The following is a 22,256-nucleotide window of genomic DNA, read 5'->3' as shown; positions in this document are numbered from 1 at the left end:
GCCCCCGGTGCGTGAGCGGTGCGGTGCGTGAGCGGTGCGTCAGCCCCGGTCCGCCACCCGCGCCTGATAGGCGTCTAGCTCGGACATCAGCGCCGGCCCCGACGGCACGCCCTCGCGCGCGCAGAATTCGGCCCAGACCGCGCCGAACGGCAGGTCCTTGACCTCCTCGGTCAGCACAAGGCGCGTGGTGAAGTCGAACGCCGCCTCGGCCGCGCGCAGGCGCTCCCACGGCAAGAGCAGCGCGCGCAGAAGCGCCTTCTGCATGTTGCGCGTGCCGATCACCCAGGCCGCGGTGCGGCTGATCGTGGCATCGAAGAAATCGAGCCCCACATGGGTGCGGTCCAGAAGGTCGGCGCCCACCAGCTCCTGCGCGAGGGCGAGAACGTCGTCGTTGAGCAGGATCACATGGTCGCTGTCCCAGCGCATCGGACGGCTGACGTGCAACAGGATGCCCGGCACGAAAGGCGCCACGGCGCTCAGCTTGTCGGCGACATTCTCGGTGGGGTGGAAGTGCCCCATGTCGAGACACAGAAGCGTGCCGCGCCGGATCGCGTAGCCCATGTAGAATTCGTGGCTGCCGATCGTGCAGGCCTCGACCCCGATGCCGAAGAGCTTCGATTCCACCGCGTCCAGCATGTGCGCCGGGTCATGGCGCGCCTGAAGCATCGCGTCGAGCGATTCCTCGAGCCGCCGCCGCGCGCTCATGCGATCGACGGGGTTGTCCTTGAACCCGTCGGGCACCCAGATGTTGTTGACCGCGGCGCTGCCCAGCTCCCGGCCCATGCGCTCGGCGATCTCGCGGCAGCGGCGGCCATGCTCGATCCAGAAGGCGCGGATCGCGGGATCGGGATGGGCCAGCGTCAGGTTGTCGTCGGCCTTCTCGTGGGCAAAGAAGGTGGGGTTGAAGTCAAGCCCCGCGCCCTGCTCCCGCGCCCAGTCCACCCAGGGCGCGAAATGCCGGTATTCGATCTCGTCGCGGTCGGGGGCCTCGTCGGTGTCGGGATACATCGCATGCAGGTTCAGCCGGTGCGGCCCGGGGACCATCGCAAAGGCGAATTCCAGATCGGCGCGCAGCTCCCCGGGATTGCGCGCGCGGCCCGGATGGTTGCCGGTCGCCTGGATGCCGCCGCCCGAATGGCCGCGCCGGCGCTCGAACCCGACGACATCGTCGCCCTGCCAGCAATGCAGCGAAATCGGGATCCGCCCCAGACGGGCGATCGCGGCTTCGGTATCGACGCCCCACTCGGCAAATCTCTCGCGCGCGTCCGCATAGCTCATGGCCTGTCCTCCCTCGGTCTTTCCCCGACCTTCCCGCTCAGCGCGGGAAGGCCTGCACGTTGCCCGCATCGACGTTGAGGATGTTGCCCGTCGACTTGGCCGACAGGTCGGCGGCGAAGAAATAGCAGGCCTCGGCCACGTCCTCGGGCAGGACCGAGCGTTTCAGCAGCGAGCGCTGGCGGTACATCTCTTCCAGCCCCTGCTTGTCGGTGCCATAGGTCGCGGCGCGCTGCTCCAGCCACTCGCCCTCCCAGATGCGCGAGCCGCGCAGGACCGCATCGGGATTGACGACGTTCACGCGGATCCCGTCCCCGGCGCCCTCCAGCGCCAGGCAGCGCGCCAGATGGATTTCCGAGGCCTTGGCCGTGCAATAGGCCGAGGCATTGGGCGAGGCCGCAAGGCCGTTCTTCGAGGCCACGAACACCACCGACCCGCCCAGCCCCTGGGCGCGCATCAGCCGGAAGGCCTCGCGGCTGACGAGGAAGTAACCGGTGGACAGGATCGCCATGTTGCGGTTCCACAGCTCAAGCGAGGTCTCCTCGACCGGCGCGGACGATGCGATGCCGGCATTCGACACCAGGATGTCGAGCCCGCCGAATTCGACCGCCGTCTCGGCGATGGCACGGGCCACGGCGGCCTCGTCGGTGACGTCCATCACCACGCTGCGCACCACATCGTCGCCGTGCCGCTGCACCAGCCGGGCCTGCGTTGCCTCCAGCGCCTCGGCCGAAATGTCGGCCAGCATCACGCAGGCGCCCTCGGACAGGTAGCGGTCGGCCACCGCCGCGCCGATCCCGCCCGCACCCCCGGTGATCAGCGCCACCCGCCCGGCCAGCGATCGGGGCCTTGGCATCCGCTGCAGCTTGGCCTCCTCGAGCAGCCAGTATTCGATGTCGAAGGCCTCCTGTTCGGGCAGGCCGCGATAGCTGCTCACAAGGCTCGCGCCGCGCATGACGTTGATGGCGTTCACGTAGAACTCGGCCGAGATGCGCGCCGTCGCCTTGTCGCGAGCAAAGGTGATCATGCCGACGCCGGGGACAAGGTAGACCACCGCGTTGGGGTCGCGCATCGGCGGGCTGTCGGGCCGCTTGCAGCGCTCGTAATAGGCGGCGTAGTCGGCGCGGTAGGCCTCGACCGCCTGCGGCAGCCCCGCGAGAACCTCCTCGAGATTGCCGCGCGCGGGGTCGAACCCCACCACCAGCGGCCGGATCTTGGTGCGCAGGAAATGGTCCGGGCAGGACGTGCCAAGCGGCGCAAGATCGGGCATGGCGCGCGAATTGACGAAATCCAGCACCGCCTGCGAATCGTCGAAATGGCCGACCTTGTATTCCCCGCGCCCGATCAGGCCGCGGATCGCGGGCATCAGCCGCGCGGCGATGCGGCGGCGCTCTTCCGCCGGCAGGCTCTGATGAACGGCCCCGCCGAAGGGCGCGACACCCTCGGCGCGCTCGGCCAGCCAGGCGGTGGCGGTGTTGATGACCTCGATCGTGGTGTCATAGCAGGCCCGCGCCGTGTCGCCCCAGGTGAACAGCCCGTGGCATTCCAGCACCACCCCCACGGCATCGGGATTGTCCTGGCAGAACTTCTCCAGCCACAGCCCCAGCTCGAAGCCCGGACGCTTCCACGGCAGCCAGCCGACGCGGCCGCCGAAGATCTCCTGCGTCAGCGCGCGCGAATCGGCCGAGGCCGCGATCGCGATGATCGCATCGGCATGGACGTGATCGACATGGCGGTGCGGCACGAAGGCATGCAAGGGCGTGTCGATCGAGGCCGCGCGCGGATTGAGGTTGAAGGTGCAGTGCGGCAGATAGCCGACCATCTCGTCCTCGTGCTCGACCCCGCGATACAGCCCCTTCAGCGCGCGCAGCCGGTCCATGTAGAGCGTCGCGAAGCCGTCAAGCTTCATCGAGCCGATGTCGCCGCCCGAGCCCTTGACCCACAGCACCTCGACCATCTCGCCGGTCAGCGGATCGCGCTCCATGATCTTGGCCGAGGTGTTGCCCCCGCCATAGTTCGTCACCCGCTTGTCCGAGCCGAGCAGATTCGAGCGATAGAGAAGCAGCTCGGCTTCACTCTTCCCGGCCGCCTCGGCCTCGTCCCAGCGGTTCTGAAGCAGCTGATCTTCGACGGACTTCAGCAAGTCATCCTCCCATCTTCTGCCCTGGCGGCAACATGCCCGTTCGCGCGCAGGCTGCGCGGGATGCGGCGCATTGTCAATCATTATCGATCACTTTCAATCATTCTGCAACGCAGCATGATTGTTTGTGATCGTTTTTGATTGACAATCCCGCGAATCCTCACAATTCTCGGCAGCCGAGGGAGGACGCCATGCACGAAACGGAACGGCACCGGATCATCCTGTCGGCGGTTCAGGAGCGCCCCGTGGCGACCGTGCCGGAGCTGTGCGCGCTGACCGGCGCGTCCGAGGCGACGATCCGGCGCGACATCGCCACGCTTCACATGCAGAAGAAGCTGCGCCGGGTGCGCGGCGGGGCCGAGGCGCTGACGCCGCCGCAGTTCGTGGGCCTCGCGGGGCGGCCCTTTTCGGTCAACCAGACGCTGCGCACGCGCCAGAAACAGGCCATCGCCCGCGCCGCCGTCGAGCTGTGCGAAGAGGGCGAGGCGATCATCATCAACGGCGGCACGACCACCTTCCAGATGGTGCATCCGCTGGCGTCCCGCCGGCTGCAGATCTTCACCAATTCCTTCCCGATCGCCGAGCACCTGCTGAAGCATTCCAAGAACACGATCATGGTGCCCGGTGGCGCGATCTACCGCGAGCAGAACATCATCCTGTCGCCCTTCGACAATGACGTGACGCGCAACTTCTATGCGCGGCGCATGTTCATGGGGGCGCAGGGCATCGGGCCCGTTGGCCTGATGGAGGCGGACCCGCTCCTGATCCAGGCCGAACAGAAGCTGATCGGCCAGGCTGACGAGCTGGTCGTGCTGGTGGACAGCTCCAAGTTTGCCCAGCGCTCGAGCCTCGTGCTCTGCCCGCTGGAGCGGATCGACACGATCATCACCGACGAGGGCATCCCCGACAAGGCGGCCGCCATGCTCGAGGCCGCCGGGATCACATTGCGCGTCGTCTCCACCGGAGCGGCGCAGGCGGAGGAAGAGGCGGCCTCCTGACGCGCCTCGCAGACCTGTACCATGATGGGAGGAACAAACTCATGAAACGCAGGCAATTCACCGCGCTCGCGGCCGGCATCGGCCTTGCCGCAAGCCTGATGGGCACCACGGCCATGGCGCAGGAGACCACGCGCATCGCCCTCGTGGTCAAGGCGCTCGGCATCGGCTTCTTCGAGGCCGCGGCCGGGGGCGCCGAGGAGGCGGCCGCCGAACTGGGCAACGTCGAGATCATCTACACCGGGCCGACCGACACCACCGCGGAGGGCCAGATCGAGGTGATCAACAGCCTCATTGCCCAGGGCGTCGATGCCATCGCCATCTCGGCCAACGATCCCGACGCGCTGGTGCCGGTGCTGAAGAAGGCGATGAACCGCGGCATCACGGTGATCTCGTGGGATTCGGGTGTCGCTCCCGAGGGCCGGCAGATGCACCTGAACCCCTCCTCGAACGAGCTGATCGAGCGGATGCTGATCAAGCTTGCCGCCGACCATCTGCCCGACCAGACCGGGGAGGTGGCGGTGCTTTCGGCCTCGGCCACGGCCACCAACCAGAACACGTGGATCGCCGAGATGAAGAAGGCGATGCCGGACTATCCCAACATCACGCTTCTGGGCGTGGTCTAAGGCGACGACCTCGCGGACAAGTCCTATCGCGAGGCGATGGGGCTGATCCAGTCCTACCCCGAGCTTGACGCGATCATCGCCCCCAACTCGGTGGGCATCGTCGCGGCCGCCCAGGCGGTCACCGACGCCGGCAAGATCGGGCAGATCAACGTCACCGGCCTTGGCCTGCCCTCGGAGATGGCGGCGCATGTGAAGTCCGGCGCCTCGAAGAGCTTCGCCATCTGGAATCCCATCGATCTCGGCTACTCCGCCGCGATGATCGCCTACCACCTCGCACGGGGCGAGGCCGAGGCCCGGCCCGGCGCCGAGATCCCGATCGGCCGCATGGGCAAGGTCACGCTGGACGAGACGAATTCGGCGGCAATGGCCGAGCCCTTCGTCTATGACGCGTCGAACATCGACCAGTTCAAGGACATCTTCTGAGCGGCCGCCCGGCGCGGCGCGCCGCGCCGGGCCCCGCTTCCCCTCGTCTCGCCCGGTCAGGACCATGCTGAAGGACATGCGCCAAGAAATCCCGCCCGCGGCGGCGGGCCCTTCCCCCCTGCCCCATGACGCGCCCATCCTGGCGCTCAGAGGCATCACCAAGACCTTCCCCGGCGTGCGCGCGCTCTCGGACGTGGCGCTTGAGCTCTATCCGGGCCAGGTGACGGCGCTCATCGGCGAGAACGGCGCGGGCAAGTCCACGCTGGTCAAGATCCTGACCGGCATCTATCAGCCCGACGGTGGCGAGATCCTCCTCGATGGCGCCCCCGCGCGCCTTGACTCGCCGCAGGCCGCCGCCGCTGCCGGCATCACCGCGATCCACCAGGAGACGGTGCTGTTCGACGATCTGACGGTGGCCGAGAACATCTTTCTCGGCCATGCCCCGCGGGGGCGCTTCGGGCTCATCGACACCCGCGCGATGCGCGCGCGCGCCGCGCGGCTCCTTCAGGGCCTTGGCGCGGAGATCGACCCGGGCACACCCCTGCGCGATCTCGGCATCGCCTCGAAACACCTCGTCGCCATCGCCCGCGCGCTGTCGATCGAGGCGCGGGTGGTCATCATGGACGAGCCGACCGCCGCGCTGAGCCACAAGGAGATCGAGGAACTCTACACGCTGATCGAGCGGCTCAAGGCGCAGGGCAAGGCGATCCTGTTCATCAGCCACAAGTTCGACGAGATCTTCCGCATCGCCGACCGCTACACCGTCTTCCGCGACGGCCAGATGGTGGGCGCGGGTCTCATCGCCGAGGCAAGCGAGGCCGATCTGGTGCGCCAGATGGTCGGTCGCGACGTGAGCCAGATCTTTCCCAGCCGCACCCCCCGCATCGGCGCGCCGGTCCTGCAGGTCGAGGGCTACGCGCACCCGACCGAATTCGCCGACATCTCCTTCACCCTGCGGGCGGGCGAGATCCTGGGCTTCTATGGCCTTGTCGGCGCGGGACGGTCGGAATTCTGCCAGGCATTGTTCGGCATGACGCGCCCCGCGGCGGGTAGCCTGCGCATAGACGGACAGCCGGTCGCGATCCGCTCGCCCGCCGACGCGGTGGCCCATGGCATCGTCTATGTGCCCGAGGACCGCGGCCGGCAGGGCGCGATCGGCGCGATGCCGATCTTCCAGAACGTCACGCTGCCCTCGCTGGCGCGCATCTCGCGCAACGGCTTCCTGCGGCTGGCCGAGGAATTCCGCCTTGCGCGCGACTACTGCGAACGGCTCGATCTGCGCGCGGCATCGCTGGACACGCCGCTTGGCACGCTGTCGGGCGGCAACCAGCAAAAGGTGGTCATCGCCAAGTGGCTGGCCACGCGCCCGCGGGTCATCATTCTCGACGAGCCCACCAAGGGCATCGACATCGGGTCGAAGGCGGCAGTGCACGAATTCATGGCCGAACTCGCCGCGCAGGGGCTTGCCGTGATCATGGTCAGTTCGGAAATCCCCGAGATTCTCGGCATGTCCGACCGCGTGATCGTGATGCGCGAGGGCCGGATCGCGGCCGAACTCTCGGGCGGCGATCTGACCCCCGAGACGCTGGTGCGCCATGCCGCGGGGATCGGGGAGACGGGTCAATGACGCTGACGAGACTTCTGAAAACGCGCGAGGCGATGCTGGCGGTGGCCATCGCGCTGATGCTGGCGCTGATCGCGTCGCGCTTTCCGGCCTTCGTGGCGCCGGGCAACCTTGTGGCGGTGTTCAACGATACCGCGCCGCTGATCATCCTGGCGCTCGGCCAGATGGTGGTGATCCTGACCCGCTGCATCGATCTTTCGGTGGCGGCGACGCTGGCGCTGACGGGCATGGTCGTGGCGATGCTGAACCTTGCCCTTCCCGATCTGCCGGTCGCGGCGATCCTTGCCGTCGCGGTGGCGCTTGGCTGCGGTCTCGGCATGGTCAACGGGCTTCTGGTCTGGAAGCTCGACATCCCGCCCATCGTGGTCACGCTGGGCACGATGACGATCTATCGCGGCACGGCCTTTCTGATCTCGGGCGGGAAATGGGTGAACGCGCACGAGATGAGCGATGCCTTCAAAGCCTTTCCGCGCGCGCAGATCCTCGGGCTGCCGGTGATGAGCTGGATCGCGATCCTCGTGGTCGTCCTGCTGGCGGTGCTGCTGTCGCGCACCGAAACCGGACGGGCCTTCTATGCCGCGGGCGGCAATCCCGATGCGGCGACCTATGCGGGCATCGACGTGGGGCGCACGCGCTTTCTGGCCTTCGCGCTGTCGGGCGCGCTGGCGGGGCTTGTGGGCTATCTGTGGGTGGCGCGCTATGCGGTGGCCTATGTCGATCTGGCGGCGGGCTTCGAACTTGACGTGGTCGCGGCCTGCGTGATCGGCGGGGTGGCGATCATGGGCGGGGTCGGCAGCGTCGCGGGCGCCGTGCTTGGCGCGCTGTTCCTCGGCGTCATCAAGAACGCGCTGCCGGTGATCAACGTTTCGCCCTTCTGGCAGATGGCGATCTCGGGCGCGGCGATCATCATCGCGGTGATCCTGAACGCCAAGGCGGGCCGGACCCGCGGCCGCATCATCCTGCGTCAGGCGGAGGCTGCCCGATGACCGACATGAACCTGACCCGCGAGGCGGTGCGCGCGATCCCCGACCGGCTGGAGCACCCGGCGCGGCGCGCCCTGAAGAGCTGGGAGACGCTGCTTCTGGCCGTGGCGGTGGCCATCTTCATCGCCAACAGCTTCGCCTCTCCCTATTTCCTCGATCCCTGGAACCTGTCGGACGCCACCTTCAACTTCACCGAAAAGGCGATGATCGCCTTCGCCATGGCGCTGCTGATCATCGCCGGCGAGATCGACCTGTCCGTGGCCTCGACCATCGCGCTGGCCTCCACGGCCATGGGCGCGGCGGCCCAGGTCGGGGTCGGCACGCCGGGGCTGGTGGCGATCGGCCTTGCCGTGAGCCTTGCCTGCGGGGCGTTCAACGGCGCGCTGGTCACGGGGCTTGGCCTACCCTCCATCGTGGTCACCATCGGCACGATGAGCCTCTATCGCGGCATCAGCTACATCGTGCTGGGCGACCAGGCCTATCGCGGCTACCCGGCGGATTTCGCCTGGTTCGGGCAGGGCTATGCCTTCTGGGTGATCTCGGTGGAATTCGTCCTCTTCGCGCTCTTCGCGCTGCTGTTCGGCATTCTTCTGCATGCCACAAATTTCGGCCGCGCCGTCTATGCGATCGGCAACAATGCCACCGCGGCGGCCTTCTCGGGCATCCGCGTGGAGCGGGTGAAGTTCATCCTGTTCCTGCTCACGGGGCTGATGTCCGGGGTGGCGGCGGTGTGTCTGACCTCGCGGCTGGGCTCGACACGCCCGTCGATCGCGATGGGATGGGAGCTTGAGGTCGTGACCATGGTGGTGCTTGGCGGGGTCAGCATCCTTGGCGGGGCGGGCAGCATTCCGGGCGTGGTGATCGCGGCGTTCGTGATGGGGCTTGTCACCTTCGGGCTGGGGCTTCTGAACGTGCCGGGCATCGTGATGTCGATCGTGATCGGCGCGCTTCTGATCGCGGTGATCGCGCTGCCGCGCCTGTGGCGGAAATGGAGGGGATGAATGCAGAAATACGCCTTTCGCATGCGCCTGAAGCCCGGCTGCCGCGACGAATACCGCCGCCGGCATGAGGCGATCTGGCCCGAACTGGTGCAGCTGCTGAAACAGGCGGGAATCTCGGACTACTCGATCCACCTCGATCCCGAGACCGACGCGCTCTTCGCGGTGCTCTGGCGGCGGGACGACCACGGCATGGACGAGTTGCCGCGCCATCCGGTGATGCGCCGCTGGTGGGACCACATGGCCGACATCATGGAGGTCCACCCCGACAACGAACCGGTCGCGGTGCCGCTCGAAACCCTGTTCCACATGGACTGAGCGGCATGGGCCGGGACAACATCGCCGTCATCGACATCGGCAAGACCAACGTCAAGCTGGCGCTGGTCGATCCCGCCGCGCTGACCGAGATCGCGGTGCTCAAGCGGCCGAACCGGATGCAGCCGGGGCCGCCCTGGCCGCATTTCGACACCGAAGGCATCTGGGCCTTCCTGTGCGAGGGCCTGGCGCGGCTGCATGAGGGCCACGGCATCGGGCGGATCGTGGTCACCACCCACGGCGCCGCCGGCGCCTTCGTCGACGGAAGCGGCGCGCTGGCCGCGCCGGTGCTCGACTACGAACATGACGGGCCGGACCGGGTTGCCGCCGAATACGACCGCATCCGTCCGCCATTCGCCGAGACGGGCTCGCCGAGGCTCGCCCACGGGCTGAACCTGGGCGCGCAGGTGTTCTGGCAGCTGCAGGCGATGCCGCAGCTGCGCCGGCGCGCGCGCCTGTTCCTGCCCTGGCCGCAATACTGGGCCTTTCGCCTCAGCGGTGTGCCCGCCAGCGACGTCACCTCGCTTGGCTGTCACACCGACCTGTGGCAGCCCCACGCGGGGCGCTTCTCCTCGCTCGTCGCGCGGCTCGATCTTGGCGGCCTGATCGCCCCGCCCCGGCGCCCAAGCGAGATTCTGGGCCCGATCCTGCCCGAGATCGCGCACCAGACCGGGCTTGAGCCGTCCACCCCGGTGCATTGCGGCATCCATGACTCGAACGCCTCGCTGCTGCCGCATCTTCTGGCCAACCGCCCGCCCTTCTCGGTGGTCTCGACCGGGACCTGGGTGATCGCGATGGCGGTGGGCGGTCGGGCGGTCACGCTCGACCCGGCGCGCGACACGCTGATCAACGTCAACGCGCTTGGCGCGCCGGTCCCCTCGGCACGGTTCATGGGCGGGCGCGAGCACGACCTTCTGGGCGCGGCCGACTGCCCCGAGGCCGACGCGCAGGCCATGCAGCGCGTGCTTGAGTCCGGCACCATGCTGCTGCCCGCCGTCGTTTCGGAATGCGGGCCGTTCCCCGGCCGGCAGGCCCGCTGGACCGGCCCCGAGCCCGAAGCGGGCACCGCCGAGCGCGCCGCCGCCGTCGCCTTCTATCTTGCGATGATGACGGCCACCTGCCTCGAACTTGCCGGCCATGCCGGGCCGATCATCGTCGAAGGCCCCTTCGCGCGCAACCGGGCGTGGCTTGCGATGCTGCAGGCGGCCATGCAGGCCCCGGTTCGCCCCGTCACCAGCGCCACCGGCACCAGCGTGGGCGCGGCGCTTCTGGCTCTTGACGCCGGCGCGCCGGTCAAACCGCCCGCCTCGGAAGCCCCGCCGCATTCCCCAGGCGACCCCTTGCCCGGCGTGACGCCGCAGCTGGCCGCACGGCTTCGCGCCCATGCGAAGGCCTGGCGGCAGGTCTCGGAGCGGGCCGGCTGAGTCCGCCGCGGCGGGCGGCGGCTCCGCGCCCCCTTCAGCGGGCCGGCGCGGCGGCGCTGGCGGTCTGCCTCACCCCGTGCAGCATCAGTTCCGTGACGAGATCGGCATAGGCGCGGCGACCCGCCTCGCTCTCGTCGCGGTTCCACATGTAGTGCCAGTTGAGCATGCCGAAGAGCGACATGGTGGTGGCCTTGAGCCGCGCGCGATCCTCGGCCAGATGCGGCGCGAGCTCGGCGAGAATGCGGGATACCTCCGAGACGATCTCGCGCTGGTAGCCGCGCAGGATCTCCTGATTTTCCTCCGGCAAGGCGGTGAGTGCCCCGATTTGCAGCCGGTGGGCGTCATCGGCGCCGCGATAGGCCAGAAGGATCTCCGTGACCACATGGCGCAGGCGCTCCTCGGGGGTGCCGGGCACCCGCGCGGCATCAGCGACCCGGTCGCGCAGCGCGCTCAGATGGCTGTCGAGGATGTCGAAGAGCAGCGCATCCTTGCTGTCGTAATAGTGGTAGATGTTGGCCTTGGAGATGCCGCAGGCGGCTGCCAGCCGACTCATCGAGGCGCGGTCGAATCCCTCGGCGGCAAAGATCCGCGTTGCCGCCGCCAGGATGCGCTCGCGTTTCTCGTCATGGTCGCGGGCGAGGCTTCGGCCCATGAACCTACTCCTTCGGCCGGTTGTCGACCACGCGCCGCGCCTTGCCCTGGCTGCGCTCCACCCCGCCGGGATCGGCAACGGCCACTTCCACCGAGATGCCTACCGTATCCTTGATCGCCTTGGCCAGCCGTCGCGCGGCGGCGTCGCGCGCCTCCGCCGCCGTGGCACCGGGCAGGCACTCGCAGTGCACCCGCATCGCGTCCATCCGCCCCGCGCGGTAGAGCTCGATCTGGAAATGCGGCGCAAGGCCCTCGGTCGCCAGCAGGATTTCCTCGATCTGGGTGGGGAAGACATTGACCCCGCGCAGGATGATCATGTCATCCGAACGCCCGGTGATCTTCTCCATCCGCCGCATGCTTCGCGCGGTGCCCGGCAGAAGGCGCGTCAGATCCCGCGTGCGGTAGCGGATCATCGGCATGCCTTCCTTGGTCAGCGTGGTGAAGACAAGCTCGCCCAGTTCGCCGTCGGGCAGCACCTCACCCGTGGCCGGGTCGATGATCTCGGGGTAGAAGTGATCCTCCCAGATGTGCAGCCCGTCCTTCGTCTCGACGCATTCATTGGCCACGCCCGGCCCGATGATCTCGGAAAGCCCGTAGATGTCGACCGCGTGCATGTCGAAGGCTTCTTCCACCTCGCGCCGCATGGCGTTGGTCCAGGGCTCGGCGCCGAAGATGCCGACCTCGAGCGAGGTGTCGCGCGGGTCGAGCCCCTCGCGGCGGAACTCGTCGAGAATGTTGAGCATGTAGGAGGGGGTGACCATGATGGTGGTGGGGCGGAAGTCGCGGATCAGCATCACCTGCCTCGGCGTCATGCCGCCCGAGACCGGCACCACAGTGCAGCCGAGCCGCTCGGCCCCGTAATGGGCGCCGAGCCCGCCGGTGAACAGCCCGTAGCCATAGGCGATGTGCACGATGTCGCCAGGCCGCGTGCCCGAGGCGCGCATCGAGCGGGCCACCACCTCGGCCCAGGTGTCGATGTCGCGCCGGGTGTAGCCCACGACCGTGGGCTTGCCGGTCGTGCCCGAGGAGGCGTGCAGGCGGATGATCTCTTCGCGCGGGACGGCAAAGAGGCCGAAGGGGTAGTTGTCGCGCAGGTCGGTCTTCTGGGTGAAGGGGAATTTCGCGAGATCCGCGAGCGTCTTGAGATCCGAAGGGTGCACACCCGCGGCATCGAAGCTCGCGCGGTAGAAGGGCACGTTCTCATAGGCGTGCGCGAGCGACCATTTCAGCCGCTCGAGCTGCAGCGCCTCGATCTCGTCGCGTGAGGCGATCTCGATCGGGTCGAGCTCTTCACGGCGCGGGGCGAGATCCTTCATCCGGTGCTCTCCTCGGTGGCGGTCGTGTCGGAATTCTCGGGAAAGTGCTGGCCGGCGATGATGCGCGAGGCGCCGCGGAAATCGGCGATGAGCTGGCCGTTCTGGTCTGTGACGGTCACGTCATAGAGGCCGGAGCGGCCGCGCAGGCTGATCTCGCGCGCCCGCGCGGTGAGACGGTCGCCCACGCGGCCCGGCGCGATGTAGCTGATCACGTTGTGCTGGGCGACGGCGTTGCGATTGTAGCTGTTGCAGGCGAAGGCGAAGGCCGAGTCGGCGAGGCTGAAGATGATGCCGCCGTGGCAGATGCCATGGCCGTTGGCATGGTGCGGCGCGACGGTCATGGCCAGCGTCGCGCGGCCGGGGCCGACCTCGACGAGCTCGAAGCCGAGCCACTGCGAGGCGCGGTCCTCCGCCCACATCGCCGCCGCCGCGCGGCGTGCGCGTTCCTCGGCGCTCAGCGGTTCCCGCGCTGCGGTATCTTGCATCGGGCTCCTCCCCTCTTCCCGGCGGCAGGAGCGAGTTTGCATAAACCGAACGGTTGGTCAATAATGTGGACCGCCCGCCCGGCCCCGGCCGCGCATGGGTATTTGCACCAGGGTGATGGGGCATGGGGGCGCGCCCGGGGGTCAGTCCTCGAGATACATGAAGCCGAGGGTGGCGAGCGCCGCGGTCTTGCCGCTGGCTTCGGCGGCCAAGCGCACCTCGGTGGCGGCAAGCGCGCGGCCGTTTGATTCCACCTGCACGGCGATCTCCACGGGGCCTGGGCCGATGGGGCGGAGGAAGTTCACGTTCATGGCCACGGTGGTGCAGATGCGAAAGCGCCCGTTCAGGCCCGAGAGGGCGAGGACGGAGGCCGTGTCGGCGACGGCGGCGATGGCCTGGCCGCAGAGCGCGCCCTTGCCCGGGCCGCCCTTGAGCTGCAGCGCCTCCGATGCGGGAAGGCGGAAGCGCGCGACCCTCCCGCCGAGCTCGAGCGGCTCGAGCTCCATCGCCACCACCCAGGGGGCGAACACCTCCTCAAGAAGCGCGCGCGCCTCATTCACGCCGAATGTCGTCTCTGTCATCGTCTCCTCCCGCGGGCTGGGCCTTGCGCTCTTTCTGGCGCGCGGGTGCTGGCGCGTCTATAGGGGCGGCATGGGCGAGAGAGACGAGGGGCCGCATCCGCTGGTGGCGCGCGCGCAGGGCGGCGAGGCGCTGAGGGTGTGGTCGGTGATCGTGACCATCTTCGGTGACGTGGTCGCACCGCGCGGGGGCGAGGCGACCGGCGCGATGCTGGGCGAGCTCACCGGGCTTCTCGGCATCGGGCCCGGCGCGCTGCGGGTGGCGCTGCACCGGCTGGTGCGCGACGGCTGGCTCGAGCGCAGCCGCGCGGGGCGGGCGAGCCGCTATGCGCTGAGCGCGCGGGGGATGGAGGCGTTCGGCCCGGCCCGCGCGCGCATCTATGCCGAGGGGCCGGGCGGCGGCGAAGGGCTCACCCTCTGGCTTGCCGAGCCCGGCATGAAGGGGGCGGAGCGCGCCGTGATCGAGCGGAAGATGAGCGCCTCAGGGGCAGCCCTCATCGGGCCGGGCCTGTGGCTTTCGGAGCGGCAGGGCATCGACGCGCCCGAGGCGCTCCTCGGCTTCACCGGCGAGGCGGCGCGGCTGCCCGGCTGGCTGCGTGCGCGCCTCGGCCCGCCCGAGCTCGCCGCGGCCTACCGCCGGCTCGACGCCGACATGCAGGCGCTGGACGCGCGGCTCGATCGCGCCGGGCCCGACCCGGCGCTTGCCGCGGCACTCAGGGCGCTCATCGTGCATCGCTGGCGGCGCTGCCTGTTGCGCCATCCCGATCTGCCCGCGCGCTTCTTTCCCGATGACTGGCCCGGCGAGGCGGTGCGGGCGCGCTTCCTGTCGCTGCACCGGCGGCTGTCGGAGCCGGCCGACCCTTGGCTTGACGCGCGCTTCGGGCGGCGCCGTCAGCCCGCCCGCGCCTCGAAATAGGCGGCGACCTCCGCCGCCAGCTTCTCGGCCGCGCCGGGCGGGCCCATCGCCTTTTGCACCTCGGCGCCGAGCGCCTTGAGGTCGGTGGCGAGCATCTGCTCGACAGCGGCGGCAACCTCTGCGGTGGTGAAGAGGCCGACGAGCTCGGGCACGAGGCGGCGGCCCGCGCGGCGGTTGGGCTGGGCGAGGAAGTCGTAGCCCTTGAGCGCCTGATGGGCGAGGAAGCGCTTGAGCGGCCGACCGACGAGCGGCAGGCGTCCGACATGGCCGGCCAGCCCCGGCAAGGGGGCGAGATCGGCGAAGTGCGTGGGCAGGATCGTCACCATCGGCACGCCGGCCGCGGCCATCTCGCCCGAGTTGGTCCCCGGAAGCGAAATGGCGAGATCGGCGCGGGCCAGCACCTCGGCGTTGGTGGTCAGGCGCAGCCGCGTGCCGGCCTCGGTGACCAGGAAGCGGCCGTCCTCACCTGTCTGCAGCGTCAGGGCGGTGCCGTCCCAGGCCTCGGCCCGCACCGGCGGGGGGAAGTCGGCCATCAGCGCATCGGAGACGAAGGGCGCCTGGGCGATCAGGAACTCGGCATCGGGGTGGCGCGCGGCGATCGCGTCGGCGGCCACGGCGAGGAAGGGCAGAAGATAGCGCACCATGTAGTCGCGGCTGCCCGGATAGAGGCCGATCACCGGATGCCCGCCGCCCTGCCCCGCTGCCCCGCCACGGATCATGCGCGCCGCGTCAACCATCAGCTCGCCCACGAAATCCTCCGCGCGGGCGCCCGGCGGGCGGGTCAGGCCGCTGTAGAAGATGCGGGCGAAGGCGCGGGCGGGGCCAAGGGCGTGATCGGCATAGGCGAAGATCTCGGCCCCGAGCCGCCAGGCGAGCGCGCGGGTGAGCGCCACCTCGCCGCCGAAGTGAAAGACGAGCGTCTCGGCCTCGCGCAGGAAGCCGGGTGGCAGGCGGCCGCGCAGGATCATCGCCCAGCTGTCGGAGACGCCACAGGCCGCATCCACCGTCTCGAGCCGCTCGAGCACCGAAAGCTCGGCGCCCGAGGAGAAGACGCAGGGCAGAAGCGCGACCGAGATGCGGATGTGGGGCGCGCGCCGCTTCAGCGCCGCGGCGAAGGGCGTGAGCCAGGCGGCGATCTCGCCGGGGCCGTTGATGGTCACGACAAGCTGGCGGGGCCGGGAAGGCATCGCTCTCACAGTCCCTTGGTTTCGCGCAGCCATGTCGTTGCCGCCCGGTAGTCGGCGATGGAGAACGCCCAGGCGCGATTGACCATCGGCGTCGTCTCGCCCAGCACCACCTCGAACAGACGGGTCGGCCGCTCGTCGAAGGCGGCGACGCGCACGCCCGGAACCTCCTTCGCGAAACGATGCCAAACGCCACGGCTGCCCGCGGGCTCGGTGATGTGGCCATGGATGCCGGTGATGCCGCGCGCCTCGAGCCGGTCGAGATAGTCGAGCACGAGCTCGGTGTAATAGCCCTGCCCATAACCCTCGCGCAGGATGTTGCAGTGGTAGGTGGCCGGGTATTGTGCATAGGGGATGCGCGGCGCCTCGCGCGCGCCATGAAGGAGCATGTGACGCAGGTAGCGGCCCGTCTGCGGCTGTTTGTACTGCCGCGTGGCGAGGCGCCAGAGCGCCTTGCCCACGACCCGTGGCACGATGCGCCGCGCCATGACGCGGGTGAAATGCGCGTGATCCGGGCAGCCGAAGAAATAGCCGATCACGCGGCCCTCCTGCTCGATGACTCGGCTGTCTTCGGGGTAGTGGTCGGTGTAGTAGGCCGTCCAGTAATCGGCGTGCAGTTCGAGATCCTCGAACATGCGCGCCGCGCCCATGTTGCGAAAGGCGGTGCGGCAGGCGATCTCGCGTACCGCCGCGCGGTCGCGCGGCTCGAGCGGGCGGATGAGCCCGCGCCGGCGCGCGGCGCGCGCGCCGGGCCCGCGGCGCGGCGTGGCGGTGCTGTCAACGCTCATAGTTGCGTCCTCCCCAGCCGATGCGTGCCTGACCGCGCGCGACCCGCCACAGCACGGCGGCGGCCAGCACGAAGGCCAGCGGCTCGTAGAACCATGCGAATCGGCGAACGCGCGGGTCTTCATGGGCCCGAAGCGCAAGACGCACAAGCCCCGCCCCGGCAAGCCAGCGCAGCCCCGCCGCCCACCACAGCGCCGGCGCGCCGCTGACCAGCGCGGCAAGGAGCAGCCCCAGAAGCGTCAGCGGCCAGATCGTGAGCACCGCCGCCAGAACGGAGGGACCGCCCGAGGTCACGCGCAGGCTGCGGGCGACGAGGCTCGGGAAATCGGGGCAGGCATGCACATCAACCCGCGTCCCGGGGCCGGGCAGGAAGGCGATGCGCCTGCCCGCGGCGTGGAGCGCCTGGGCGAAGGCAAGATCCTCGGTCAGCGCGAAGCCGATTCCGGAAAAGCCACCAAGCTCGGCATGGACGGCACGGCGCACCGCAAAATTGCCGAAGAAGACGCCGGCCGCAAGACCCGCCCGTGCCAGAAGACGGCAGACGAGAAAGTAGTAATGCGCGTCGCAGCTCTGCCACCTCGCGATCCACGAGCGCGACGGCACGAACCCCACCGGCCCGGCCGCCGCATCGGCCCGGCCCGCGAGAACCGGCGCGGCCATGCGCGCGGCCCAGTCGCGGCGCATCGCGCTGTCGGCATCGACGAGCAGCACGACCTCCCCCCGTGCCTCGGCAAAACCGAGGTCGAGCGCCTGTTGGCGCGTGGTCAGGGGCGATGCCGGATCGCGACGGGAGCCGATCACCCGCAGCCGCGCATCGCCCGCTGCCGCCTCGCGCGCGGCCGTGGCGGTGCCATCGGTGGAGGCATCGTCCACGAGCAGGATCTCGAAACCGCCCGGAACGCCTTCCTGCGCCAGCAGATGGCGCACGGTCGCGCCGATGTGGGCGGCCTCGTTGTGGGCGGTGACGAGAAAGGTCACGCCAGGCGCGGTCATGGTCGCTGCCTCTCCAGCTCTTTCTGAAACGCGGCAAGCACTTCCCGGGCGATGGCGCGGCTCGCTCCCGGCCTGCCCATCCGCGCGCGCCCGGCCTCGGCCATGCGCGCCCGCTGCGCGGGATCGGCGGCAAGCGCGGCGAGGACGGCGCCGATCGCCTCGGGGTCGGGTTCGGCGGTGACGGCGGCGGGGCCGAAGAAGCGCATCTTCATGCGCACATAGGCGCGGCCCTGGTTGCCCCGCCCCGGCACCGCGACAAGCGGCAGGCCAAGGCCGACCGCCTGCTCGTTGGCGGTGCCGGCCATGCCGACGGCGATGTCGCTGGCGTGAAGCACATCGGCAAAGCGCCCCTTGACGGCCAGAAGCGCCGCGCCCGAGGGATGGGAGAACATCACCGCCGCGTGTCCCGCGCCCTCGCCGCGGCTGCCCGAAGGGGCGATCGTGCGCAGCCACGGCGCCGGCAGGGACGCGGCAAGCCGGGCGAAATCCACGGCATCGTGCGCGGCGATCAGGAACCGCGTGCCCGCGGGCAGGCCGCGGGCCAGCGCCGCATCCGCTCCCGCGGCCAGCAGCAGCGCGTTGTCGGTGGCGTCGCGCCGGGATCCGGGCAGCAGCGCGACGGCAAGCGGCGCCTCAGCGCGCAGGCCCGCGGGATCGTCCGGCGCCAGCCCGTCCATCATCGGGTTGCCGAGGTTGCGGCTCGCAACGCCGAGACGCACGAGGCGCTCGTGGGTGAGCGCGTCGCGCGGAAACACCGCCACGCAGCGCCGCCGCATCATCAGCCGCTCCAGCGCGTTGTGGTCGAAGGCGCCGCCGTAGTGGCTGGATTTGGCGCAGGCGACAAAGGCCATGGGCGTGGCGGAAAGCTCGGCCACGAAGAGGGGCATGATGTCGCCGACCCCGAGCAGCAGCGGAAAGCGCCCGCGCAGGCTCCGCGCGAAGCGGTACTGCCGCCAGAGCAGGCCCGGCCAGCCGCCGGCGAGATCGCGGGCAAGATGGGCGAGGCTCAGCGTGCTGAATCCCTCCGACGGCAGCCTGCCCTCGGGACCGATCCGCGGCACCGCGCGCAGCTCGTAGCCCTGCCCCTGCCCCACCATCGGCCAGGCGACAAGGTCCGGCGCTGCCGCGCCGGCCTCCGCGCGCAGCGCATCGATGAGCCTGCCGGCGATCTCGTCCTCGCCGTGGCCGTTGGAGACGATCAAGAGCCGCCGTTCCATCGTTCAGGCGGCCCGGCGCGCAGCGGCCAGCCCCAGACGGACTGCCTCATTGAGCCCCACCGGGCGCCACCCCTCCGCCGTCAGCGCATCCGAGAGCGCGCGCAGCTGCGCCGCGGTGCCGGCGTGCAGGGCGTCTCCCGGGTGGACGACGAGGCGAAAGGGCGTGCCGCGCGCGAGCAGCCGGCGGATCAGGGGCCGGCGCGCGCGGATGGCCAGCGTCGTGCGCCACGCGCGTTCGCCCTCGTCGAAGTTGAGGGCGGGCATGGCCACCCATCCCTCGCCGTAGACATCGATGCCGGTGCGGCCGAGATGCCCGCGGAAACCGCGGGCGGCAAGCTCGGCGCGGGCAGCGCGCGAGAGCTGCCAGCGCGGGGCGCAGAACCATTGCGGCGGGGTGCCGAAGGCGGCGCTGAAGAGCCCCACCGCCCGCTCGAGCCGCGCGGCGGCCTCGGCACGGCCCAGGCGGCGAAACTCGGAGCGGTTGTCATGGCCGTAGAGAAGCCAGTTGAGAAGATCGGGGCCGAGGCTGTGGGTGAGACCGTGCAGCACCTTCGCGCCGGGCAGCGCGGCGATGGCGCGGGTGGCCGGCGCGGCGGGATCGAGCGGCGCGCGGCCCTGCCAGTCGGGCACCACCGACCAGGCCACATGTGTCCGCGCCGCTGCGGGCAGCAGCGCCAGAAGCGCCTCCGCTCCCGGATGCATGCCGGGGTAGAGATCATGGATCTCCGGCAGATAGACCCTGTGCCAGTGCTCGGACATGTGCCCTTCATCCCGCGGGTGGCTCCAGCGCGCCCGTTCGCCGCCCTCCCTAGTCGATCACGCGGCCGCAGGCAAACCCGCCCGGCCGGCGCGGCCTCGCCGCGATCAGGCCGCCCCTCAGCGCAGCCGCCGCGCCAGCGACCGGCCCAGCCCGCCGTGGCGGCGCAGGAGGATCAGCCACCCGCCCGCGAGCGCCATGACCGGCAGCACGACGACCGAAACCCAAACCGGCACGACGGCCCGCGCGCCGAGCGCGTCAAACAGCGTCGTGACAGTGTAGATCACGAAAGCCGCCGCCAGCACCGCGCCGGTGTCGCCCTTCCAGGCGTTGCGATAGAGCGGGCGCAGCACGATCGCCCCGCCCAGCCAGGACACCGCCGCCAGCATCACCGGCAGCGCCAGCAGCCAGGCCAGGCGCAGCCGCAAGGCCGCACTCGGCGCGCCGGTGGCCTCGGCCACGCGTATCGCCTGCGGCAACTCGTAGAGCGAAAGCGCCTGCGGGTCGGCGGCGACCTCCGCAAGCGCGGCAGGGTCGAGGCGCAAGATGCCCTCGGGCGCAATGCGCGCCTGCTCCCCCGGGGCAAGATGGAGCCGCCGGCTCTCCTCGAGCCGCCACAGATCGGCGCCGATGCGCCGAGCACGGGCGGCCTCGAGCGTTTCCAGCAGCCTGTTGTCGGCATCAACGCGGTAGATCGCAAGCCCGTGCAGGATCTCGGGCTCGGGCGGGACATGGTCGATCAGCACGTAAAGCGACCCGCCCTCGGGCGCGCGCAAGACCATCTGCCGCGGGGAGCGGTGCGCCCCGCCGGCCCGCCCCGCCACCGACTGCAGCGTCTTCTCGGCCTCGGCAAAGGCGCGGGCGGCCCACGGGCTGACAACGGCCGAAAAGATCACCCCCGCGCACAGCGAGACCAGCATGACCGGAAAGAGTATGCGCGCCGGCGAGAGCCCGTTCTGCATCATGACCGCGATCTCGAGGCGCCGGCCGAGCCGCGCGAGGGCAAGCGCCGCCGAGATCAGGACCACATGCGGCAGGATCGCCTGCATGAGCGTGGGCGTGCGGAAGAGCGCGATCCTGAGGCTCTGCAGCGGCGACCAGCCGGGCAGCTCGGAGAGGTAGCTCGACATGTCCGCGAACTGCCCGAGCACGACCAGAAGGAAGATGCCGAGCGTCACCGACAGCCCCATGCGGAGATGCTGGGAGAACAGGTAGCGGAACAGGCGCGGATACCGCAGCATCCGTCAGCCCAGCCCCGAGGCCATCGCCGCCTGCAGGCGCCGCCGCGCCCGTCGTCCCGGCCGGCGCGGGCGCGTGGCGCTCAGCATCGCGGCGGCAACGAGCAGCGCCGCGGCGCCCGCGGGCAGGCCGTAGCTGAAGCCCGCCGCCAGCCCCCCGGCCCCGGCGCTGCCGAGGATGGTGAGCCCCGCCGCCTTGAGGGCGAATCCGGCCAGCACCGCGAGCGGCAGCCGCCATCGCAGCCCCTCGCGCGAGAAGCGCGAGCGCGACACGAGAAGCGCGCAGATGCCGAAGAAGGCGAGCGGATAGAGCCAGTCGGTGTAGCGGCGCACGAGCTCCTTGCGCACCGCCGTGGGCGAGAAGCCGCCGTAATCGCCCGTCGCCACCATGCGGGCAAGCTCGCCCGTCGGTGTCTGTCGGGGACCGACCGAGGCGCGCGAGCGGTCGGTCACGATCGCCCCGGCTTCCGAGACATACTCGCTGAACCGCGCCCGGTGGATGAGGTTGCCGCGCCGGTCCCGTATCTGGATCTCGCCGTCGAGAAGACGCAGGAAGCGCTGGCCCTGTTCGGGTTCGACGATCTCCGCCTTGCGCGCGACATAGACAACCTCCTCGCCCGGATTGCGGCGGTCGAGCACGAACAGCCCGTCGATGAGCCGTTCGTCGTCATAGCCGCCGCCGCGGATGAACAGGCCCTTCTGCACCTCCTTGAGCGACCCGTCCCCGGCGATCACCTTCACCACGTCGAAGGTCAGCCCGTCGATGAGCGCCCGGTTGGCGCGGTTGGCGAGCGGTTCGACGAAGAGCGAGAGACACAGCACGACGAGCGACAGCATCGCCGCCAGCAGCCCCGCCGGAACCAAGAGGAAGACAGGATGCGCCCCGGCGCCGAGGATGATGACGCTCTCGCGATCCTCGTCCATCTGATCGAAGACATGCATTGCAGCGATCAGATAGGCGAGCGGCAGCACCGAGACCGTGATCGTCGGGACAAGGAAGAGGTACATCTTCAGCACCACGGTCAGCTGCGCCGAGGCATCGATCAGCCGGAAGAGCTGGTTGAGGACCTGCGTGGTGGTCACGATCACGCCGGTAAAGGCGAAGACACTGGCCGTGTGGCCGAGCATCTTGCGGAATTTCAGGCGCTGGAAGAGATACATGTCGATCAGCCGGTCAACTCGCGCCGCATCCGCCTGCCGTCCGTTTAGCGTCATCGCGGCGTGCGCGCCAGTCCCGACCCGTGGCACCCCCGGTGCCGCCGCATGCCGGCGGAATGCCGCCGATGGCGGCGAAAATCGGCACCCTGCGGTGTTGCACGCGCGCCTACAGGCGT

At 70.0% G+C, this 22,256-nt stretch carries 20 protein-coding genes and 1 pseudogene; 8 read left to right on the top strand and 13 right to left on the bottom strand.

The features are described from left to right. Window positions 1-39: 39 nt before the first annotated feature. Together BLQ14_RS11930 and BLQ14_RS11925 are read right to left on the bottom strand one after the other, a co-directional pair. Window positions 40-1,278, bottom strand: coding sequence for an L-rhamnose isomerase (locus BLQ14_RS11930; RefSeq protein WP_092500783.1), 1,239 nt, complete (start codon window positions 1,276-1,278; stop codon window positions 40-42). Between the two features lie 37 nt (window positions 1,279-1,315). Next, a complete protein-coding gene (locus BLQ14_RS11925; RefSeq protein WP_092500782.1) occupies window positions 1,316-3,418 on the bottom strand; it encodes a bifunctional rhamnulose-1-phosphate aldolase/short-chain dehydrogenase in 2,103 nt (700 codons plus the stop codon). Between the two features lie 188 nt (window positions 3,419-3,606). Between BLQ14_RS11925 and BLQ14_RS11920 the strand changes: the two genes are divergently transcribed. The 7 genes and pseudogenes from BLQ14_RS11920 (at window position 3,607) to BLQ14_RS11890 (ending at window position 10,803) form a co-directional block, all read left to right on the top strand. Beyond that, a complete protein-coding gene (locus BLQ14_RS11920) occupies window positions 3,607-4,413 on the top strand; it encodes a DeoR/GlpR family DNA-binding transcription regulator (RefSeq protein WP_092500781.1) in 807 nt (268 codons plus the stop codon). Window positions 4,414-4,511: 98 nt separating this feature from the next. Beyond that, window positions 4,512-5,459, top strand: a pseudogene (gene rhaS / locus BLQ14_RS11915) (rhamnose ABC transporter substrate-binding protein). A gap of 76 nt (window positions 5,460-5,535) precedes the next feature. Further along, entirely contained in the window at window positions 5,536-7,086 is a 1,551-nt protein-coding gene (locus BLQ14_RS11910) for a sugar ABC transporter ATP-binding protein (protein ID WP_092500893.1), read from the top strand. Then, a complete protein-coding gene (locus BLQ14_RS11905) occupies window positions 7,083-8,069 on the top strand; it encodes an ABC transporter permease (RefSeq protein WP_092500780.1) in 987 nt (328 codons plus the stop codon). Before BLQ14_RS11910 ends, BLQ14_RS11905 begins: the two co-directional genes overlap by 4 nt. Further along, on the top strand, window positions 8,066-9,067 hold the full coding sequence (locus tag BLQ14_RS11900) for an ABC transporter permease (RefSeq protein ID WP_092500779.1): 1,002 nt from the start codon (window positions 8,066-8,068) through the stop codon (window positions 9,065-9,067). The genes BLQ14_RS11905 and BLQ14_RS11900 overlap by 4 nt, the downstream gene beginning before the upstream one ends. Continuing rightward, entirely contained in the window at window positions 9,068-9,382 is a 315-nt protein-coding gene (gene rhaM / locus BLQ14_RS11895) for an L-rhamnose mutarotase (RefSeq protein ID WP_092500778.1), read from the top strand. Between the two features lie 5 nt (window positions 9,383-9,387). Beyond that, window positions 9,388-10,803 (top strand): FGGY-family carbohydrate kinase, encoded by a 1,416-nt coding sequence (locus BLQ14_RS11890; protein ID WP_092500777.1) that lies wholly within the window; start codon window positions 9,388-9,390, stop codon window positions 10,801-10,803. A gap of 34 nt (window positions 10,804-10,837) precedes the next feature. Here the strand turns inward: BLQ14_RS11890 and BLQ14_RS11885 are convergent, their stop codons facing one another. From BLQ14_RS11885 to BLQ14_RS15310, 4 genes are all read right to left on the bottom strand, one after another. Next, window positions 10,838-11,455, bottom strand: a complete 618-nt coding sequence (locus BLQ14_RS11885; RefSeq protein WP_092500776.1) for a TetR/AcrR family transcriptional regulator — start codon at window positions 11,453-11,455, stop codon at window positions 10,838-10,840. Window positions 11,456-11,459: 4 nt separating this feature from the next. Next, the gene (gene paaK, locus BLQ14_RS11880; RefSeq protein WP_092500775.1) at window positions 11,460-12,770 is read right to left on the bottom strand and encodes a phenylacetate--CoA ligase PaaK; all 1,311 of its coding nucleotides are present in this window, start codon (window positions 12,768-12,770) and stop codon (window positions 11,460-11,462) included. Beyond that, window positions 12,767-13,255, bottom strand: a complete 489-nt coding sequence (gene paaI, locus BLQ14_RS11875; protein ID WP_425412108.1) for a hydroxyphenylacetyl-CoA thioesterase PaaI — start codon at window positions 13,253-13,255, stop codon at window positions 12,767-12,769. The genes paaK and paaI overlap by 4 nt, the downstream gene beginning before the upstream one ends. Window positions 13,256-13,396: 141 nt before the next feature. After that, window positions 13,397-13,834, bottom strand: a complete 438-nt coding sequence (locus BLQ14_RS15310; RefSeq protein WP_106176375.1) for a PaaI family thioesterase — start codon at window positions 13,832-13,834, stop codon at window positions 13,397-13,399. 70 nt (window positions 13,835-13,904) lie between these two features. Here BLQ14_RS15310 and BLQ14_RS15305 point away from each other — a divergent pair, with 70 nt between their 5' ends. After that, window positions 13,905-14,747 carry a PaaX family transcriptional regulator gene (locus BLQ14_RS15305; protein WP_106176376.1) on the top strand — a complete coding sequence of 281 codons (843 nt, stop codon included), beginning with the start codon at window positions 13,905-13,907 and terminating at the stop codon, window positions 14,745-14,747. Here BLQ14_RS15305 and BLQ14_RS11865 read toward each other — a convergent pair. The 7 genes from BLQ14_RS11865 to BLQ14_RS11835 form a co-directional block, all read right to left on the bottom strand. Continuing rightward, window positions 14,723-15,934, bottom strand: a complete 1,212-nt coding sequence (locus BLQ14_RS11865; RefSeq protein WP_092500773.1) for a glycosyltransferase family protein — start codon at window positions 15,932-15,934, stop codon at window positions 14,723-14,725. The two genes, BLQ14_RS15305 and BLQ14_RS11865, sit on opposite strands and share 25 nt — an antisense overlap. A gap of 5 nt (window positions 15,935-15,939) precedes the next feature. After that, window positions 15,940-16,719 (bottom strand): GNAT family N-acetyltransferase, encoded by a 780-nt coding sequence (locus tag BLQ14_RS11860; RefSeq protein ID WP_092500772.1) that lies wholly within the window; start codon window positions 16,717-16,719, stop codon window positions 15,940-15,942. After that, entirely contained in the window at window positions 16,709-17,710 is a 1,002-nt protein-coding gene (locus BLQ14_RS11855; RefSeq protein ID WP_092500771.1) for a glycosyltransferase family 2 protein, read from the bottom strand. The genes BLQ14_RS11860 and BLQ14_RS11855 overlap by 11 nt, the downstream gene beginning before the upstream one ends. Further along, entirely contained in the window at window positions 17,707-18,927 is a 1,221-nt protein-coding gene (locus BLQ14_RS11850) for a lipid-A-disaccharide synthase-related protein (RefSeq protein ID WP_092500770.1), read from the bottom strand. Before BLQ14_RS11850 ends, BLQ14_RS11855 begins: the two co-directional genes overlap by 4 nt. 3 nt (window positions 18,928-18,930) lie before the next feature. Then, on the bottom strand, window positions 18,931-19,686 hold the full coding sequence (locus tag BLQ14_RS11845; RefSeq protein WP_092500769.1) for a DUF2334 domain-containing protein: 756 nt from the start codon (window positions 19,684-19,686) through the stop codon (window positions 18,931-18,933). A gap of 117 nt (window positions 19,687-19,803) precedes the next feature. Beyond that, window positions 19,804-20,925 (bottom strand): LptF/LptG family permease, encoded by a 1,122-nt coding sequence (locus tag BLQ14_RS11840; RefSeq protein WP_092500768.1) that lies wholly within the window; start codon window positions 20,923-20,925, stop codon window positions 19,804-19,806. Window positions 20,926-20,928: 3 nt separating this feature from the next. Next, the gene (locus tag BLQ14_RS11835; protein WP_092500767.1) at window positions 20,929-22,137 is read right to left on the bottom strand and encodes an LptF/LptG family permease; all 1,209 of its coding nucleotides are present in this window, start codon (window positions 22,135-22,137) and stop codon (window positions 20,929-20,931) included. Between the last annotated feature and the right edge of the window lie 119 nt (window positions 22,138-22,256).

This window comes from Meinhardsimonia xiamenensis, assembly GCF_900102905.1.
Lineage (GTDB): Bacteria > Pseudomonadota > Alphaproteobacteria > Rhodobacterales > Rhodobacteraceae > Meinhardsimonia > Meinhardsimonia xiamenensis.
The sequence above is the reverse complement of the archived record's forward strand: the minus strand, read 5'-3'. Positions and strand labels throughout refer to the sequence as shown.

Coding starts and splice junctions, on each gene's coding strand:
- BLQ14_RS11930 (WP_092500783.1), bottom strand. CDS start 1,278: ATGAGCTATGCGGACGCGCGCGAGAGATTTGCCGAGTGGGGCGTCGAT.
- BLQ14_RS11920 (WP_092500781.1), top strand. CDS start 3,607: ATGCACGAAACGGAACGGCACCGGATCATCCTGTCGGCGGTTCAGGAG.
- BLQ14_RS11910 (WP_092500893.1), top strand. CDS start 5,536: ATGCGCCAAGAAATCCCGCCCGCGGCGGCGGGCCCTTCCCCCCTGCCC.
- BLQ14_RS11905 (WP_092500780.1), top strand. CDS start 7,083: ATGACGCTGACGAGACTTCTGAAAACGCGCGAGGCGATGCTGGCGGTG.
- BLQ14_RS11900 (WP_092500779.1), top strand. CDS start 8,066: ATGACCGACATGAACCTGACCCGCGAGGCGGTGCGCGCGATCCCCGAC.
- rhaM (WP_092500778.1), top strand. CDS start 9,068: ATGCAGAAATACGCCTTTCGCATGCGCCTGAAGCCCGGCTGCCGCGAC.
- BLQ14_RS11890 (WP_092500777.1), top strand. CDS start 9,388: ATGGGCCGGGACAACATCGCCGTCATCGACATCGGCAAGACCAACGTC.
- BLQ14_RS11885 (WP_092500776.1), bottom strand. CDS start 11,455: ATGGGCCGAAGCCTCGCCCGCGACCATGACGAGAAACGCGAGCGCATC.
- paaK (WP_092500775.1), bottom strand. CDS start 12,770: ATGAAGGATCTCGCCCCGCGCCGTGAAGAGCTCGACCCGATCGAGATC.
- paaI (WP_425412108.1), bottom strand. CDS start 13,255: ATGCAAGATACCGCAGCGCGGGAACCGCTGAGCGCCGAGGAACGCGCA.
- BLQ14_RS15310 (WP_106176375.1), bottom strand. CDS start 13,834: ATGACAGAGACGACATTCGGCGTGAATGAGGCGCGCGCGCTTCTTGAG.
- BLQ14_RS15305 (WP_106176376.1), top strand. CDS start 13,905: ATGGGCGAGAGAGACGAGGGGCCGCATCCGCTGGTGGCGCGCGCGCAG.
- BLQ14_RS11865 (WP_092500773.1), bottom strand. CDS start 15,934: ATGCCTTCCCGGCCCCGCCAGCTTGTCGTGACCATCAACGGCCCCGGC.
- BLQ14_RS11860 (WP_092500772.1), bottom strand. CDS start 16,719: ATGAGCGTTGACAGCACCGCCACGCCGCGCCGCGGGCCCGGCGCGCGC.
- BLQ14_RS11855 (WP_092500771.1), bottom strand. CDS start 17,710: ATGACCGCGCCTGGCGTGACCTTTCTCGTCACCGCCCACAACGAGGCC.
- BLQ14_RS11850 (WP_092500770.1), bottom strand. CDS start 18,927: ATGGAACGGCGGCTCTTGATCGTCTCCAACGGCCACGGCGAGGACGAG.
- BLQ14_RS11845 (WP_092500769.1), bottom strand. CDS start 19,686: ATGTCCGAGCACTGGCACAGGGTCTATCTGCCGGAGATCCATGATCTC.
- BLQ14_RS11840 (WP_092500768.1), bottom strand. CDS start 20,925: ATGCTGCGGTATCCGCGCCTGTTCCGCTACCTGTTCTCCCAGCATCTC.
- BLQ14_RS11835 (WP_092500767.1), bottom strand. CDS start 22,137: ATGACGCTAAACGGACGGCAGGCGGATGCGGCGCGAGTTGACCGGCTG.